The 14,484-nt window shown below is 55.2% G+C and carries 13 protein-coding genes; 8 read left to right on the top strand and 5 right to left on the bottom strand.

The features are described from left to right. Nucleotides 1-114 precede the first annotated feature (114 nt). The 3 genes from LQK91_RS14100 to cspE (LQK91_RS14090) all read left to right on the top strand — a co-directional run bounded on the left by LQK91_RS14100 (nt 115) and on the right by cspE (LQK91_RS14090) (nt 2,636). Complete coding sequence (locus tag LQK91_RS14100) at nt 115-1,311, top strand: MFS transporter (protein ID WP_105099715.1); 1,197 nt, start codon at nt 115-117, stop codon at nt 1,309-1,311. A gap of 422 nt (nt 1,312-1,733) precedes the next feature. Continuing rightward, complete coding sequence (gene cspE / locus LQK91_RS14095) at nt 1,734-1,946, top strand: transcription antiterminator/RNA stability regulator CspE (RefSeq protein WP_003855207.1); 213 nt, start codon at nt 1,734-1,736, stop codon at nt 1,944-1,946. A 477-nt stretch (nt 1,947-2,423) separates the two neighbouring features. Next, nucleotides 2,424-2,636, top strand: a complete 213-nt coding sequence (gene cspE, locus LQK91_RS14090; protein ID WP_003855207.1) for a transcription antiterminator/RNA stability regulator CspE — start codon at nt 2,424-2,426, stop codon at nt 2,634-2,636. A gap of 182 nt (nt 2,637-2,818) precedes the next feature. On the opposite strand, the gene LQK91_RS14085 is transcribed toward cspE (LQK91_RS14090), so the two are convergent. Then, nucleotides 2,819-3,835, bottom strand: a complete 1,017-nt coding sequence (locus LQK91_RS14085) for a lipoate--protein ligase A (RefSeq protein ID WP_003855204.1) — start codon at nt 3,833-3,835, stop codon at nt 2,819-2,821. A 231-nt stretch (nt 3,836-4,066) separates the two neighbouring features. On the opposite strand from LQK91_RS14085, the gene LQK91_RS14080 reads away from it, so the two are divergent. The 5 genes from LQK91_RS14080 (at nt 4,067) to LQK91_RS14060 (ending at nt 9,380) form a co-directional block, all read left to right on the top strand. Further along, complete coding sequence (locus tag LQK91_RS14080) at nt 4,067-4,978, top strand: DMT family transporter (protein ID WP_105099830.1); 912 nt, start codon at nt 4,067-4,069, stop codon at nt 4,976-4,978. A gap of 146 nt (nt 4,979-5,124) precedes the next feature. Beyond that, nucleotides 5,125-6,354 (top strand): MFS transporter, encoded by a 1,230-nt coding sequence (locus LQK91_RS14075; RefSeq protein ID WP_105099716.1) that lies wholly within the window; start codon nt 5,125-5,127, stop codon nt 6,352-6,354. Between the two features lie 26 nt (nt 6,355-6,380). Then, a complete protein-coding gene (locus LQK91_RS14070) occupies nt 6,381-7,442 on the top strand; it encodes a sugar phosphate isomerase/epimerase family protein (protein ID WP_003855197.1) in 1,062 nt (353 codons plus the stop codon). Nucleotides 7,443-7,510: 68 nt separating this feature from the next. Beyond that, nucleotides 7,511-8,491: a LacI family DNA-binding transcriptional regulator gene (locus tag LQK91_RS14065; RefSeq protein ID WP_105099717.1), complete on the top strand. Its 981-nt coding sequence runs from the start codon at nt 7,511-7,513 to the stop codon at nt 8,489-8,491. Nucleotides 8,492-8,654: 163 nt separating this feature from the next. Continuing rightward, on the top strand, nt 8,655-9,380 hold the full coding sequence (locus LQK91_RS14060; protein WP_003855194.1) for a pirin family protein: 726 nt from the start codon (nt 8,655-8,657) through the stop codon (nt 9,378-9,380). Between the two features lie 39 nt (nt 9,381-9,419). On the opposite strand, the gene LQK91_RS14055 is transcribed toward LQK91_RS14060, so the two are convergent. The 4 genes from LQK91_RS14055 to LQK91_RS14040 are packed head-to-tail and all read right to left on the bottom strand — an operon-like array spanning nt 9,420 to nt 14,207. Continuing rightward, complete coding sequence (locus LQK91_RS14055) at nt 9,420-10,241, bottom strand: alpha/beta fold hydrolase (RefSeq protein ID WP_003855192.1); 822 nt, start codon at nt 10,239-10,241, stop codon at nt 9,420-9,422. 48 nt (nt 10,242-10,289) lie between these two features. Next, nucleotides 10,290-11,918, bottom strand: coding sequence for an MFS transporter (locus tag LQK91_RS14050; protein WP_105099718.1), 1,629 nt, complete (start codon nt 11,916-11,918; stop codon nt 10,290-10,292). Beyond that, nucleotides 11,905-12,327 (bottom strand): DoxX family protein, encoded by a 423-nt coding sequence (locus LQK91_RS14045; RefSeq protein WP_105099719.1) that lies wholly within the window; start codon nt 12,325-12,327, stop codon nt 11,905-11,907. The genes LQK91_RS14050 and LQK91_RS14045 overlap by 14 nt, the downstream gene beginning before the upstream one ends. A gap of 2 nt (nt 12,328-12,329) precedes the next feature. Next, nucleotides 12,330-14,207 carry an amidohydrolase gene (locus LQK91_RS14040; protein WP_105099720.1) on the bottom strand — a complete coding sequence of 626 codons (1,878 nt, stop codon included), beginning with the start codon at nt 14,205-14,207 and terminating at the stop codon, nt 12,330-12,332. Between the last annotated feature and the right edge of the window lie 277 nt (nt 14,208-14,484).

Raw genomic sequence — 14,484 nt, 5'->3', positions numbered from 1 at the left:
TAAGCACGTTCTTCCTTTTTATAGTCTGACTGCTCTATCCGGACGGGAACATGTTCTGCTTTCTCCCTCCGGCTCACTTCCGTTTTTTTCAGTTCAGGCCATTGGGAATCAATTTTGTTAAGAAAAAATCATAAAACCGACGATGCCGGTTTTGTCCGCTGGGCATTACTGGCCCTTGCGCTGGGCGGCTTTGGCATCGGGACGGGTGAGTTCATCATGATGGGCCTGCTGCCGGATGTTTCACGCTCTCTGGCAATCACTGAGCCGCAGGCAGGTAACGCCATTGCCAGTTACGCGCTGGGCGTGGTGGTAGGTGCACCGTTTATTGCGGTACTGGCGGCGCGGATGGCGCGTAAATCACTGCTGCTGATCCTGATGGCGCTGTTCAGCATCGGTAATGTCGCCAGCGCGATGGCTGATAGCTATCACGGTCTGCTTGTTGCGCGTTTCCTCACAGGCTTGCCGCACGGCGCCTACTTCGGTGTGGCTTCGCTGGTGGCGGCATCGCTGGTACCCATTGCGCGACGTGGCCGCGCGCTGGCGTCCCTGATGCTGGGACTGACGGTAGCGACCCTGATCGGCGTGCCGCTGGGCTCCTGGATAGGACAACTTTTCAGCTGGCATGTGGTGTTCACCTTTGTGGGCGCGATTGGTCTGCTGACCTGCCTGCTGATTGGTCGTTATGTTCCTTATGTCGCAGGGGATGCAGATGCGCATCCGCTTAGGGAACTGGGCGCGCTGAAAAACCCACAGGTGCTGCTGACCCTGCTGGTGGGCGCGGTAGGCTTTGGCGGAATGTTCGCGATCTTTAGTTATATCGCACCGACACTAATTAATATTGCCGGCATCTCACCCTCGTTAATACCCTGGGCGATGGTGGCATTCGGTCTGGGGATGATCATCGGTAATCTGGTCGGCGGCCGTCTGGCGGATGGTTCGGTACTGAATATTATTGGCTGGACGCTGTTATGGAACGTGCTGGTAATGCTGGCCTTCCCGGTGCTGGTTCAGCATGTGGCGACCGGACTGCTGGCGACCTTCCTGATCGGCACCTGTTCGGTGTTGCTGCCGTCGCTGCAGATTCGCCTGATGGATGTCGCCAATGACTCGCAAACCCTGGCTGCCGCAATGAACCACTCGGCGCTAAACATTGCTAATGCCATGGGCGCGTATCTCGGTGGTCTGACGGTGTCGCTTGGCTACGGCTGGATCTCTACCGCCTGGGTGGGCGTTGCGCTGGGTGTTGCCGGTCTTATGGTGTTTGTCATGACAGCGAGACATGCTGCCCGTCAGCAGACACAACTGGCCTGATATAAAGAGAAGAGGGCGCAGCGATACATTTTATCGCTGCGCGTTATTCACACTATTACTCGTATCATTTTTCAACATTGATTGTCAGCAAGGCCTTTTACTCTGATCGTTCAATGAAGATTATCATTCTGCCTGACTGAAAATTTCAAAAGGCTAAGAAAATCAATAAAGGCGGTCCGGACGTCTGGATGTTAAAAGTAAATTAAAATAATGTTTGCTATAGTCGATAAGGTCTGGCTTAATAGCGTCATCGGTTTGGAACACAGACCTTATCAAAGCAGTTTTAGTAAAGCAGTCCTCAGTGTAAGCGATATCTCAAGATACCCCTTCTTTGTGAGTCTCCTCCTAAAAGCCTGGTAAGTTACCTTCTGAAAGACAGGCCATCTTCGCCACGTAGTGGCTCATAAATTAAGGAAATATCGATGTCTAATAAAATGACTGGTTTAGTAAAATGGTTTGACGCTGGTAAAGGTTTCGGTTTTATCTCTCCTCAGGACGGCAGCAAAGATGTATTCGTACATTTCTCTGCAATCCAGAGCAATGATTATAAAACTCTGGACGAAGGCCAGCAGGTCGAATTCACAATTGAAAACGGCGCTAAAGGTCCTTCAGCGGCAAACGTAGTCCCTATGTAAGCCCTGATTATCAATGATGCTTATAATCGCTACGACGGCAACAGCCTGAGCAGATAAGCCTGAAATTGATAATTAATAAAACCCGCCTTGTGCGGGTTTTTTGCGTTTTATTACGGCTTAATCAATAAATGTTTATTTTTTATGCTGCTTCATTCGTTGTGCGTTAAATAAGCAGTTAATGAAAGCAATAATAACGGACAGGATCAAACGAGACCGAACACTATAAGGGCTCCGGACGTCTGGATGTTAAAAATAAATTAAAACAATGTTTGCTAAAATAGGTAAAGCGTGGCTTAATAGCGTCATCGGTTTGGAACACAGACCTTATCAAAGCAGTTTTAGTAAAGCAGTCCTCAGTGCAAGCGATATCTCAAGATACCCCTTCTTTGTGAGTCTCCTCCTAAAAGCCTGGTAAGTTACCTTCTGAAAGACAGGCCATCTTCGCCACGTAGTGGCTCATAAATTAAGGAAATATCGATGTCTAATAAAATGACTGGTTTAGTAAAATGGTTTGACGCTGGTAAAGGTTTCGGTTTTATCTCTCCTCAGGATGGCAGCAAAGATGTATTCGTACATTTCTCTGCAATCCAGAGCAACGATTATAAAACTCTGGACGAAGGCCAGCAGGTCGAATTCACGATTGAAAACGGCGCTAAAGGTCCTTCAGCGGCAAACGTAGTCCCTATGTAAGCCTTAGTTATCAATAACGCTTACAATAGCGATGACGGCAACAGCCTGAGCAGATAAGCCTGAAATTGATAATTAATAAAAACCCGCCTTGTGCGGGTTTTTTGCGTTTGTCTTTTACGGAATGCTGTTAAGGAGAAGATGGCCCGCGACAGATTTCTAAACGGGCAAATGAAAACAACTGTTCAGCGTAGGCTGGCGACCAGCCAGTGCTGCAATTCTGTCAGCTCTGCCTGTTGCAACGGGAAATCCGCAACCAGCTGACTCAGTACCGGTTCAAGGGCGTCTGGGCGGTAAGTGACGTTTTGCATCCGTTGCGCCAGTGCTTCAAGCGGCGCAGGATTGAGACTGTCGCTGAAAATCTGACAACGAGTGATCACGCCACGTTCAACATCGAAGTGGATTTCCACACCGCCCCAGGCAAAACGCTGGTCAAGCAGATGCGAGAAGTCAGGTGCCTGACCGAAATTCCACGCCCAGCTACTCTGCCGCGCGAACTGTTCTGTGAAACCCGGCAGGTCGGGCAAGGCTTCAGGCGAAATCATCTCTGGTTCACAACGTTCTCCGTAATGATCGAAAAAGGCGTCAGTCACTGCTGAGCAGATCGCCTGATAGCTGATACCCGGTGCTAATTCTGCCAGATTGGTTACCCTTGCGCGGACCGACGTAATCCCTTTGGCCTGCAATTTTTTCACATCAGGATTAAGGTAGTCCGCCAGCCTGCTTAGATCGGCATCCATCAGGATAGTGCCGTGATGAAAACCGCGGTCCGGTGTTTCGCGGTAGGCAGAACCGGAGATTTTACGCAGTCCCTCAGCGGTGTTGACCACTAAATCGTTACGTCCGGACGCTTCCGCCGGGACATCCAGCGCGTTAAGTGCACGCAGGATAATGGCGGTCGAGACGCTTTTATCATACTCCGGCTTGCCAGCCATGAAGGTAAAACAGCAGTTGCCGAGGTCGTGAAATACCGCGCCACCGCCGCTGCTGCGACGCGCCAGCCGGATACCATCTTCTTCCATACGTCGCGTGTTGCACTCTTTCCACGGATTTTGCGCCCGTCCGATTACCACCGTTTCCGCATTACGCCACAAAAATAGCACGCGCTGGGTGGCGGGCATCTGCCGGAAAATGCACTCTTCTACCGCCAGATTAAACCAGGGGTCGTTAGATTCAGATAGCAGTAAACGCAGCGTGGACATCGGAGACTCCTGTTCCTTAGAGAAGCGGCCCATAGAGCAGGGCAGAAGGAAGAGTGTACCAGCAGGGACGCCGATCCACATGCCAGTTCATGCCGTGACGCGACGGCAAAAAAATATAAAATGCCGTCTGTAACGCAATCACGGCAGATCACAGCATCGCATTGTGCCAGTATGGTGGTTGAGAGTGCTGATTCTCCTGCTAATTTTCCCCATGATGAGATCAAAAACCCTATGAACGCTTCCGCTGGCATAGCGATGAAGATCACAGCTGCGTTAAGTTCAACGCTGATGCTGGCTTGTGTAAAAGGACTGGATGGCGCAATCCCGGTCGGTGAAGTGATATTTTTCCGTTCGGTGCTGGCATTGGTTCCACTGTTAATCTGGCTAGGTTTTCAGGGCAGCATCCTGGATGGCATTCGCACCCGGAATATCCGCGGACATTTTGTGCGAGGACTGGCCGGAACCGGCGGCCTCTATTTCAGTTATCTGTCGCTGCTCTACATTTCCCTGACCGATGCCACTGCGATTAACTATGCTGCGCCGCTTTTTACCGTGCTACTGGCGGCATTGTTTCTGCGTGAAAAAGTCCGGCACCATCGCTGGGTGGCGGTTTTCACCGGTTTTAGCGGCATCCTGGTGATGTTCTCCGGGCATCTTACCCTGACGAGTCAGGCCACATTCTCGCTCTCATCCTCAGTGGGCATTCTGCTGGCGTTAATGGCAGCCTTATGTACTGCCTGTGCGCTGGTTCAGATTCGGTTTCTTAACGGGAAAGAGAAGCCCGGTGCTATCGCATTCTGGTTTGCTGTCACCACGGCGCTAACGTCGCTGGTTACGCTTCCGGGCGGCTGGAAAGTCCCTCAGGGTAACCAGCTGGCATTACTGGTGGGATGTGGACTGCTGGGCGGTATCACGCAGATCCTGATGACTCTGAGCCTGCGGTACGCCGAAGCCTCACTGCTGGCGCCGTTTGATTACACGACGTTGATCTGGTCGGTGGCGGTGGGCTATCTGCTTTTGGGTAATCTGCCGACTTCCACCACCGTTATCGGTGCAATTCTGGTGGTGATCGGCGGTCTCTATTCGGTGTTGTATGAGCGATATCGCTTCCGGAAAGCGCGGGTGGTTGATGCCACCGGTTGACCTCACGACACCGTCGTCTGGCATCGTTGATACCCGGATGATAACGCAGGGTGAATAATTTGTGATCGGGGCAGGAGAACCTGTTACGGTAATCGATTACTTTTACACCATCAAAAAGTAATCGATTACTTATTCACGAGGTTCCCATGATTACAACGGTGCAGGCGCGCGCAGGCCAGCGGGTGCAGCATAAGCTGCTGGTGCCGCGACTCTCTCTCATGATGTTTATGCAGTTTTTTATCTGGGGCAGCTGGTCGGTCACGCTGGGGCTGGTGATGACCCGACACAATATGCCGTTGCTGATTGGTGATGCGTTTTCAGCTGGACCTATCGCCTCAATTCTCTCGCCGTTTGTGCTCGGCATGCTGGTGGATCGCTTTTTCCCTTCGCAAAAAGTCATGGCCGTGATGAACCTGGCGGGCGCAGCCATCCTCTGGTTTGTGCCACAGGCGCTGATTGCGGAGAACGGCGCGCTGCTAATCGCACTGTTATTTGGCTATACGCTCTGCTTTATGCCGACGCTGGCACTCTCAAATAACATCGCCTTTCACAGCCTCGCCAGCAGTGAGCGGAGTTTCCCCATCGTCAGAGTCTTCGGCACCATCGGCTGGATCGTGGCGGGGATCTTTATCGGCGTGACCGGCATTGCTGACAGCGTGGCGGTGTTTCAGCTGGCGGCGCTCTGCTCGATACTGCTGGCGATTTACAGCCTGACGCTGCCGCATACGCCGGCACCAGCCAAAGGTTTGCCGTTGAAAGTCCGCGATCTCTTCTGTGCGGACGCCTTCGCACTGCTGCGACAGCGTCATTTCATGGTCTTTGCTCTGTGCGCCACGCTGATTTCCATTCCGCTGGGCACCTATTACGCCTTCACCGCCTCGTGGCTGGCGGATGCCGGTATCCGGGACGTCAGCACGCTGATGTCACTGGGACAGATGTCTGAAATTCTGTTCATGCTGATCATCCCGCTGCTGTTTCGTCGCCTCGGCGTCAAAACCATGCTGCTGATTGGGATGATGGCGTGGTTTGTTCGCTACGCCCTGTTCGCGCTGGGCATGAGCGATGAGACGCGCACGCTGATCTACCTCGGCATCCTGTTGCATGGTGTCTGTTACGACTTTTTCTTCGTGGTGGGATTTATCTACACCGATCGGATTGCCGGTGAAAAGGTGAAAGGTCAGGCGCAGAGCATGGTGGTGATGTTCACCTACGGCATTGGCATGCTGCTGGGATCCCAAATCTCCGGTTCTCTGTACAACCATCTGGTGGCGGGCAATGCCACAGCCCAGAGCTGGGCGTTATTCTGGTGGATCCCCGCGATTGCTGCAGCGCTGATTGCGATTATCTTCTTCTTCTCGTTCAAATACCGTGATTAGGCGATAGCAGGACACAGGAGTTAATGATGAGAACAATTAAGGGGCCGGGCATCTTCCTGGCACAGTTCATCACCCCGCAGCCGCCGTTTAACTCGCTGGAAGGGCTGGGGAAGTGGGCCGCCGGGCTGGGATATCAGGCACTGCAGATCCCCTGTCATCAGCCTGCTATTTTCGATCTTAAAAAGGCGGCGGAGAGTCAGACGTACTGTGACGAGGTGCGAGGGGTGCTGGCCGGTTTCGGACTGGAGATCAGCGAGCTTTCTACCCATCTTGAAGGTCAACTGGTAGCGGTTAATCCGGCTTACGACCTGGCATTTGATAATTTTGCCCCGGCGGCATTACGTGGCGATCCGGCCCGGCGCACTGAGTGGGCTATTGCCACACTGAAGAGGGCTGCGGCTGCCTCAGAGAAGCTCGGCCTGCGTGCGCATGCCACATTTTCTGGTTCGCTCGCCTGGCCCTGGTTTTACCCGTGGCCACCGCAGCATGACGCGCTGTTTGATGAGGCGTTTGCTGAGCTGGCGCGCCGCTGGCTGCCGGTGCTGGATCTGTTTGACCATCACGGCATTGACCTCTGTTATGAAATTCATCCCGGCGAAGACCTGCATGACGGTGTCACGTTTGAGCGTTTTCTGGCGGAGGTTAATCACCACCCGCGCTGCAATATCCTGTTCGATCCCAGCCATCTCCTGCTGCAACACATCGATTATCTGCAATTCATCGACCTTTATCATTCGCGCATCAAAGCCTTTCACGTTAAGGATGCTGAGTATCAGCTTAACGGGCGCAGCGGCGTTTACGGCGGCTATCAGCCCTGGCTGGCCCGCGCCGGACGGTTTCGATCGCCTGGCGATGGTCAGATCGACTTCAGCCGTATCTTCAGCAAGCTGGCGCAGTATGGCTATGACGGATGGGCAGTACTGGAGTGGGAGTGTTGCCTGAAGGATAGCGAGACGGGTGCGCGTGAAGGCGCGGAGTTTATCCGCCGGCATATCATTCCGGTGTCTGATCGCGCTTTTGATGATTTTGCTCTGGCAGAGAACGGCCCATCAGTTCGCCATCAGTTGGGCCTGGATCGTGACACCTGAGGCCATTTTGCAGATTCAGCGGCTGTGTTATGTGGGCGATCTGCACGGATTCAAACAGAAGGAGCGCTATGTCTATACAGAGAATCGCCCGGATGGCGGGCGTCTCGGTCGCTACCGTTTCCAGAGTGCTGAATAACAGCGACAGCGTGAAACCGGCTAATCGCCAGAAAGTCCTCGCGGCAATTGAAGAGAGCAACTACCAGCCCAATCTGCTGGCACGTCAGCTGCGTACAGCGCGCAGTTCAATGATCCTTGTGCTGGTTTCAGATATCTCCAACCCGTTTTGCGCTGAGGTTGTCAAAGGCATTGAGGAGCAGGCGGAGAAAAACGGCTATCGCATCCTGTTATGTAACTCCGGCGCGGACATCGCCCGTTCACGGTCCAGTCTGCAACTGCTCTCCGGCAAGATGGTGGATGGCATCATCACCATGGATGCCTTCAGCAAACTCCCGGAACTGAGTCAGCTGATAGGTTCGGCACCCTGGGTTCAGTGCGCCGAACATGATGATAACGGCCAGATCTCCTGCGTCGGCATTGATGATGAAGCCGCTGCGCAGTCCGTGGTGCACTATCTTGCCAGGCAGGGACGAAAGCGCATCGCGCTGATCAATCACGACCTGAGCTACCGTTATGCCCGCCTGCGTCAGCAGGGCTACACCACAGAGCTTGATGAACAGCAACTGAGCTGGCAGGCCATCGCGTATGCCAGTGCACTGAGTTTCAGTGCCGGTAAAGCAGCAATGAATCAACTGCTTGCTGCTGAAAGCCGGCCTGACGCGGTGTTTGCGGTTTGCGATACGCTGGCCGCCGGTGCGATGGCGGCGATTCAGCAGGCGGGACTGCGGATCCCTCAGGATATCGCCGTGGTGGGGTTTGACGGCAGCGAACTGGCCAGCATGGTCTCACCCCCGCTGACCACACTGGCTCAGCCCTCAAAGGAGATTGGTCGTCGCGCCTGTGAGCTGGTGTTGCAGAAAATTGCCTGGCCCGACGCGCCGCCGCAATCTGTGATTATGCAGGGTGAGCTGGTGGTGCGAGCCAGCAGCTGAACGCCTCACCCGCATACCCTTCATCGGGATATTGTCGCTCATATTGTCCACCTAAATGAGACAGTGATTGCCAGATCAGGTCATTGTGTGGCACTCAGGTTTACTTATATGCTGTTTCCATCGAAGGGCATTCGCACTTCCCGAATCAACGAAGGGGCAGAATATGATTGAGCAAAGATTGTCAGAGCAACGCGGTGTGGGCGATCACGGCTGGCTGAATTCACGTCACACCTTCTCTTTTGCAAACTACTGGGATCCGAAACAGGCGGGCTTCTCCGATCTGCTGGTGATTAATGATGACCGGGTTGCCAAAGGACGGGGTTTTGGCGCCCATCCGCACAGCAACATGGAGATTATCTCTTATGTGCTGGAAGGGGCGCTTGAGCACAAAGACTCAATGGGAACCGGTTCGGTGATTGTCCCTGGCGATGTGCAACTGATGAGTGCCGGTAGCGGTGTGACCCACAGCGAGTTCAACCACTCCGGCACCGAGGGTGTGCATTTCCTGCAAATCTGGGTGGTACCCGCAGAGAAAAACACTCCGCCAGGTTATCAGCAGATCTCCGTCAGCGAAGCAGATAAGCGCGGTAATCTGCGGCTGATTATTTCGCCGGACGGTGAAAATGGGGCATTACGGGTACGCCAGGATATTCGCATCTATGCAGGACTGTTCCAGGGCGATGAGCAGCAGACTATTACACTCCCGGACGATCGCTACGCCTATATTCATGTGGCGCGTGGCAGTGTCAGAGTCAATGGGCTGCAGTTTAATGCCGGAGATGGTGCGCGGGTTCGCGACGAGAAAACGCTGTCGTTCAGTCATGGTGAAGGCGCAGAGGTGCTGTTATTCGACCTGCGTCCGAATGAAGTGAATCATCCAACCCGATAAAACGAAAACTGCGCGGTGAAAGCCGCGCAGTTTTTTGCATCACTGCGCGTTAAGGAACGCCAGCAGATCCTGATTCAGCTGATCCTGATGCGTCACGGCGAAACCATGTGGCGCGTTGTCGTAAATCCTGAGTTCAGCACCCTCAATCATCTCCGCCGCAACCTTGCCGGTGGTTTCAAACGGCACGACCTGGTCGTTGCTGCCATGAATGACCAGTGTCGGCACATTCACTTTCGCCACGTCGGCACGGAAATCGGTCTCCGCGAAGGCGGTCACGCAATCCACGGTACTTTTGAGTGAGGCCAGCAGCGCGATGTTCAGCGTCTGCGTCATGACGCCATCGGAGACGGTCTGTCCGGCATTAGTGCCGTAGAACGGCGTCGCGAACTCTTTGATAAACTGCGCGCGATCCTTGAGCAGGCCATCACGAATGCCTTCGAACACCGACATATCGACACCCTGCGGATAGTCTGCCGTTTTGCCAAAGATAGGTGTAACGGCACCGAGCAGCACCAGTGCCCCGACGCGATCGCTGCCATAGCTGCCGATATAACGCGTGACGTCACCGCCACCCATAGAGAAGCCCACCAGCGTCACGTTCTGCAGGTCAAGATGGGTGATCAGGTCGTTGATGTCCGACGCAAAGGTATCGTAGTTATTGCCGTTCCAGGGCTGATCTGAGCGGCCAAAGCCACGGCGGTCAAATGCAATCACCCGATAGCCATGGTCGGCCAGAAAGTTCATCTGGCTGTCCCACATGTCGGCATCCAGCGGCCAGCCGTGGCTGAACAAAACAGGCTTACCGGTTCCCCAGTCTTTAAAGTAGATCTGTGTACCGTCGGTCGTTTTAAAGGTGCTCATGGTATTGCCCTCTGTATGACGTGATGAATGATGAGAAGGTGTAGCCAGTCACACTGGCGCCACCAGATAGCGAACCTCGGGGAGATTTTCACCCTGATGAAAAGCGAAAACCCGCCGCTCTATCTTTTTGTCGTTGATGGTGTAGCGCTCTTTCTGACGCAGATGCTCGACCCAGGAGCCGACCACAAACGTCTCGACGAAAATACCGGGCTGCAGGATATCTTCATAAAGTGACCAGTTGATGGCGCCACCACGACGTCTGACCCGCCGCATATCCTGCATGCAGACGGTAAAGGCATGTGCATCATCAATAGTAATCCGGTATTCGTAATTTACCATCACTGGCCCTCGTTCATGACGGATATCCAGTGCAGGCGCATTAACGCCATCGCCAACCATATCGAGATTGAGATCGGGATCCTGATCGAGACGCCAGCGCCAGACGGTGCTGCTGGCGAGCACCATCCCCAGCGCGGCGACGCAGAGCGACAGCGGAATGCCGAAGTGCGAGGCGAGCTGTCCCCAGAGGGCGCTGCCTGCGGTCATCGATCCAAAGAACACTGTCAGATAGACCGCCAGCGCACGCGCTTTCACCCATTTCGCGGCGCTCCGCTGTGCGCCAAGATTCAGCGTCGACAGCACCGCGATCCAGGCAAAGCCGGTGAAGAACTCAAAGGCATTGAGTAGCCAGAAGTGCCGCACAAAGGCCAGCGCCAGCATGGTCAGGGCGAAGAGAAGACTGGCGAGCACCATCAGGCGATCGGAGCTTAAGTGACGACGCAAACGCGGCAGCAGCACCGCGCCGGTAATCGCGCCGACCCCGATGCAGGCCAGCATGATGCCGTAGCCGCCAGGGCCGAGGCCCAGTTCACGACGTGCCACCAGCGGCAGCAATGCCCAGCCCGCGCTGCCAAACAGGAAAAACGAGAAGGTTCGCACCAGCACGTTACGTAAGACCGGTGCCGCATGAACGTAGCGAAGACCGGCCCGTACCGCCGGGAAGAAGTGTTCGGGCGGAAGGCGCTGCACGCTCGGCTCCGCTTTCCAGCGCCAGAGCACCCAGGTGACACCCAGCACCGATAGTGCATTAAGCAGGAAGACCATCCAGGGGCCGGCGAACGACAGGATCAGGCCACCCAGTGCCGGTCCGATAGCGCGACTGATATTAATGCCCAGGGAGTTAAGAGCAATGGCAGGTCCGAGCTCCGGTTTGGTCACCAGATACGGCACGATCGCCTGGAACGGCGGCGAACTCATGGCGGCACCCGCGCTCAGCAAAAAGGCAGCGGCCAGCAGCACTTCGGGTGTCACATGGCCTGTCCACGCCAGTACAGTCAGCCCGGCGGCGGCGGTAAACGTCCACAGTTGGGAAAACAGCAAATATTTACGGCGGTCAACGATATCCGCCATGACGCCGGAAGGCAGCGCGAATAGAAACATCGGCAGGCTGCTGGCTGCCTGCACCAGCGCCACGGCCAGAGGATCGGCACTCAGCGTCAGCATGGTCCAGTTCACGCCGACATCATTCATCCATGATCCGATATTTGAAACCACAGTGGCGATCCATAACATACGGAACACCGGCTGACGCAGTGGCTGTAACGGCGAAACCTCATTAGTGGGCCGCACATCAGGCTGTTCCTGCTCAACCTGATGAATATCATTAACCTGTGCCATAACGCCTCCCCTTAGGTTTCGCTGCGCCGATGCGCCAGCCGCCTGGCCCGGTCAGCGCCAGCGTGGTAAAGATAATCAGCAGCAGCCAGCCGAACTGGCCTTCCGCCAGTGACCAGCCAGGGTGGACTACCAGCATCGCAACCAGCAGCACCGCGATGATCGGCAGGCAGGCAATACGGCTTCCCCAGCCGATAATAATGAAAATCGGGCAGATGACTTCCGCCACGATAGCGGGCAGCAGGCTCATCATCGGTCCCAGCCCGAAGGGATCTTCGATGCGCGTCAGTTCTTCGCTGAAATGCAGAATTTTCGGCAGCCCATGTACCTGTAACAACAGCAGGCTGCCGGTCAGGCGCAGGAAGAACAGCCCCGCGTTGATGCGGGGCGAAAGAGCGATAGCATAGTTCATGATTAAAACGCAAAGCAGCTGCAGCCGAGCGCGCCCCAGAAGGCGTTATTTTCGGCAACGGGTACGCTGGATCCACGGGCGATCTCATGCGAGTGGCGATGAACACCGCACGGGCCGCTGCAGTGGTGGACGGCGGGCATCATGCCTGCACGGCTCTGCGCAACCGGCGGAGCACTGCGATAGTGACCCGGCACATTTACCACCGGTGACCACTCCGGCAGGATCGGAATCGCAGGCGGCGCATCTGCGCTGAACGATCCTGCGGCATAGACGATATTGCCATCCACCACGGTCAGCACTGACTCAATGCCTTTGATCTCCTCTTCCGGGACGCTGAAAAAGTCTTTACTCAGCACCGCCAGGTCCGCCAGTTGTCCAATCTTAAGCTGGCCTTTTTTGCCTTGCTCGCTGGAGAACCAGGCGCTGCCCTGCGTCCAGAGCATCAGCGCCGTTTCACGATCAAGGCGGGCACTGACATCATACATCTGCATGCCGCCCACGGTGCGGCCAGAAACCAGCCAGTAGAGCGCGGTCCAGGGGTTGTAGCTGGCAACGCGGGTCGCATCGGTGCCCAGCCCGACCGGCACGCCGGTCTCCAGCATTTTCTGAACCGGCGGGGTATGGCGGGTGGCTTCTATGCCGTAGCGCTCAGCAAAGTATTCACCCTGGAACGCCATGCGATGCTGCACGGCAATGCCACCGCCCAACTCTTTAATGCGATCGATATTACGCTGAGTAATGGTTTCCGCATGGTCAAAGAACCAGTGCAGGCCATTGAACGGAATATCACGATTCACTTTTTCGAACACATCCAGCATCCGGCTGATCGACTCGTCATAGGTCGCATGCAGACGGAAAGGCCAGCGATGCTCAACCAGATGACGCACCACGCGCTCCAGCTCGTCTTCCATGCCTGGGGCTAAATCCGGACGAGGCTCCAGGAAATCTTCGAAGTCAGCTGCCGAGAAGACCAGCATTTCCCCTGCGCCGTTGTGACGGAAATAGTCGCTGCCCTGACCTGGCGTCAGCATGTCCGTCCACTTTTCAAAATCTTCCAGCTCATGGCCCGGACGCTGCGTGAAAAGGTTGTAGGCGATACGCAGCGTCATCTGCTTTTTCTGATGCAGCTCAGCAATCACTTCGTAATCTTCGGGATAGTTCTGGAAGCCGCCGCCCGCATCAATGGCGCTGGTCAGACCCAGACGGTTCAGCTCACGCATAAACTGGCGGGTGGAGTTGACCTGCTGTTCCAGCGGCAGTTTCGGTCCTTTCGCCAGCGTGGCGTAGAGGATCATTGCATTAGGGCGGGCGATCAGCAGACCGGTGGGATTGCCGTTGCTGTCGCGCTGGATTTCGCCACCCGGCGGGTTTGGCGTCTCTTTGGTGTAGCCCACCACTTTCAGAGCGGCGCGATTGAGCAGGGCGCGGTCATAGAGGTGCAGCACGAAAACCGGCGTGTCCGGTGCTGCTTCGTTGATCTCATCCAGCGTCGGCATCCGGCGCTCGGCAAACTGGAATTCAGTCCAGCCTCCTACTACGCGAACCCACTGCGGCGAAGGGGTACGCAGCGCCTGCTCTTTCAGCATCCGCAAGGCATCCGCAACCGATGGCACGCCTTCCCAGCGCAGTTCAAGGTTGTAATTCAGCCCCCCGCGAATCAGATGCAGGTGTGAATCGTTCAGGCCGGGCACGGCCGTGTGGCCCTTAAGATCGACCACTTTGGTGCCGTCGCAGTGAAATTCCATCGCCTCTGCCAGCGTGCCGACCGCCACGAACTTGCCATCGCGAATCGCAACCGCTTCTGCCACTGGATTACTGCGGTCAACGGTATGAAATTTGCCATGGGTCAGTATCAGTTCTGCTTTACCGAGCGTAACCATAGATGCTCCTCATCGGGGGTGTCCGGCTTAGTGCGGGACAGGAAGTGCCGCAGATAACAGGGCACGAATAAGCCGGATTATGGTGAGCAGGCTAACGGGGCGTCTAGTTATACAGAGGGATACCTATACCTTCGTATAGTTATACGCAGAGATAATAGTTTGCTGTTGCAGGTCGCTCTACACTGCGACCAGACAGCCAGCAGCAGGGCGATAAACCTGCACTGACCGTCATTTTGCACACGCCGGTTGGCGGAAATTTCGTTACATAACCTCTATG

Source organism: Pantoea sp. MHSD4, from assembly GCF_021043305.1.
GTDB classification, from domain to species: domain Bacteria; phylum Pseudomonadota; class Gammaproteobacteria; order Enterobacterales; family Enterobacteriaceae; genus Pantoea; species Pantoea eucalypti.
This window is presented reverse-complemented; position numbering and strand designations above follow the sequence as displayed.

Bases quoted from the DNA above. Each gene is read 5' to 3' on its own strand.
- cspE (WP_003855207.1), top strand. From the start codon at position 1,734: ATGTCTAATAAAATGACTGGTTTAGTAAAATGGTTTGACGCTGGTAAA.
- cspE (WP_003855207.1), top strand. From the start codon at position 2,424: ATGTCTAATAAAATGACTGGTTTAGTAAAATGGTTTGACGCTGGTAAA.
- LQK91_RS14085 (WP_003855204.1), bottom strand. From the start codon at position 3,835: ATGTCCACGCTGCGTTTACTGCTATCTGAATCTAACGACCCCTGGTTT.
- LQK91_RS14080 (WP_105099830.1), top strand. From the start codon at position 4,067: ATGAACGCTTCCGCTGGCATAGCGATGAAGATCACAGCTGCGTTAAGT.
- LQK91_RS14075 (WP_105099716.1), top strand. From the start codon at position 5,125: ATGATTACAACGGTGCAGGCGCGCGCAGGCCAGCGGGTGCAGCATAAG.
- LQK91_RS14070 (WP_003855197.1), top strand. From the start codon at position 6,381: ATGAGAACAATTAAGGGGCCGGGCATCTTCCTGGCACAGTTCATCACC.
- LQK91_RS14065 (WP_105099717.1), top strand. From the start codon at position 7,511: ATGTCTATACAGAGAATCGCCCGGATGGCGGGCGTCTCGGTCGCTACC.
- LQK91_RS14060 (WP_003855194.1), top strand. From the start codon at position 8,655: ATGATTGAGCAAAGATTGTCAGAGCAACGCGGTGTGGGCGATCACGGC.
- LQK91_RS14055 (WP_003855192.1), bottom strand. From the start codon at position 10,241: ATGAGCACCTTTAAAACGACCGACGGTACACAGATCTACTTTAAAGAC.
- LQK91_RS14050 (WP_105099718.1), bottom strand. From the start codon at position 11,918: ATGGCACAGGTTAATGATATTCATCAGGTTGAGCAGGAACAGCCTGAT.
- LQK91_RS14045 (WP_105099719.1), bottom strand. From the start codon at position 12,327: ATGAACTATGCTATCGCTCTTTCGCCCCGCATCAACGCGGGGCTGTTC.
- LQK91_RS14040 (WP_105099720.1), bottom strand. From the start codon at position 14,207: ATGGTTACGCTCGGTAAAGCAGAACTGATACTGACCCATGGCAAATTT.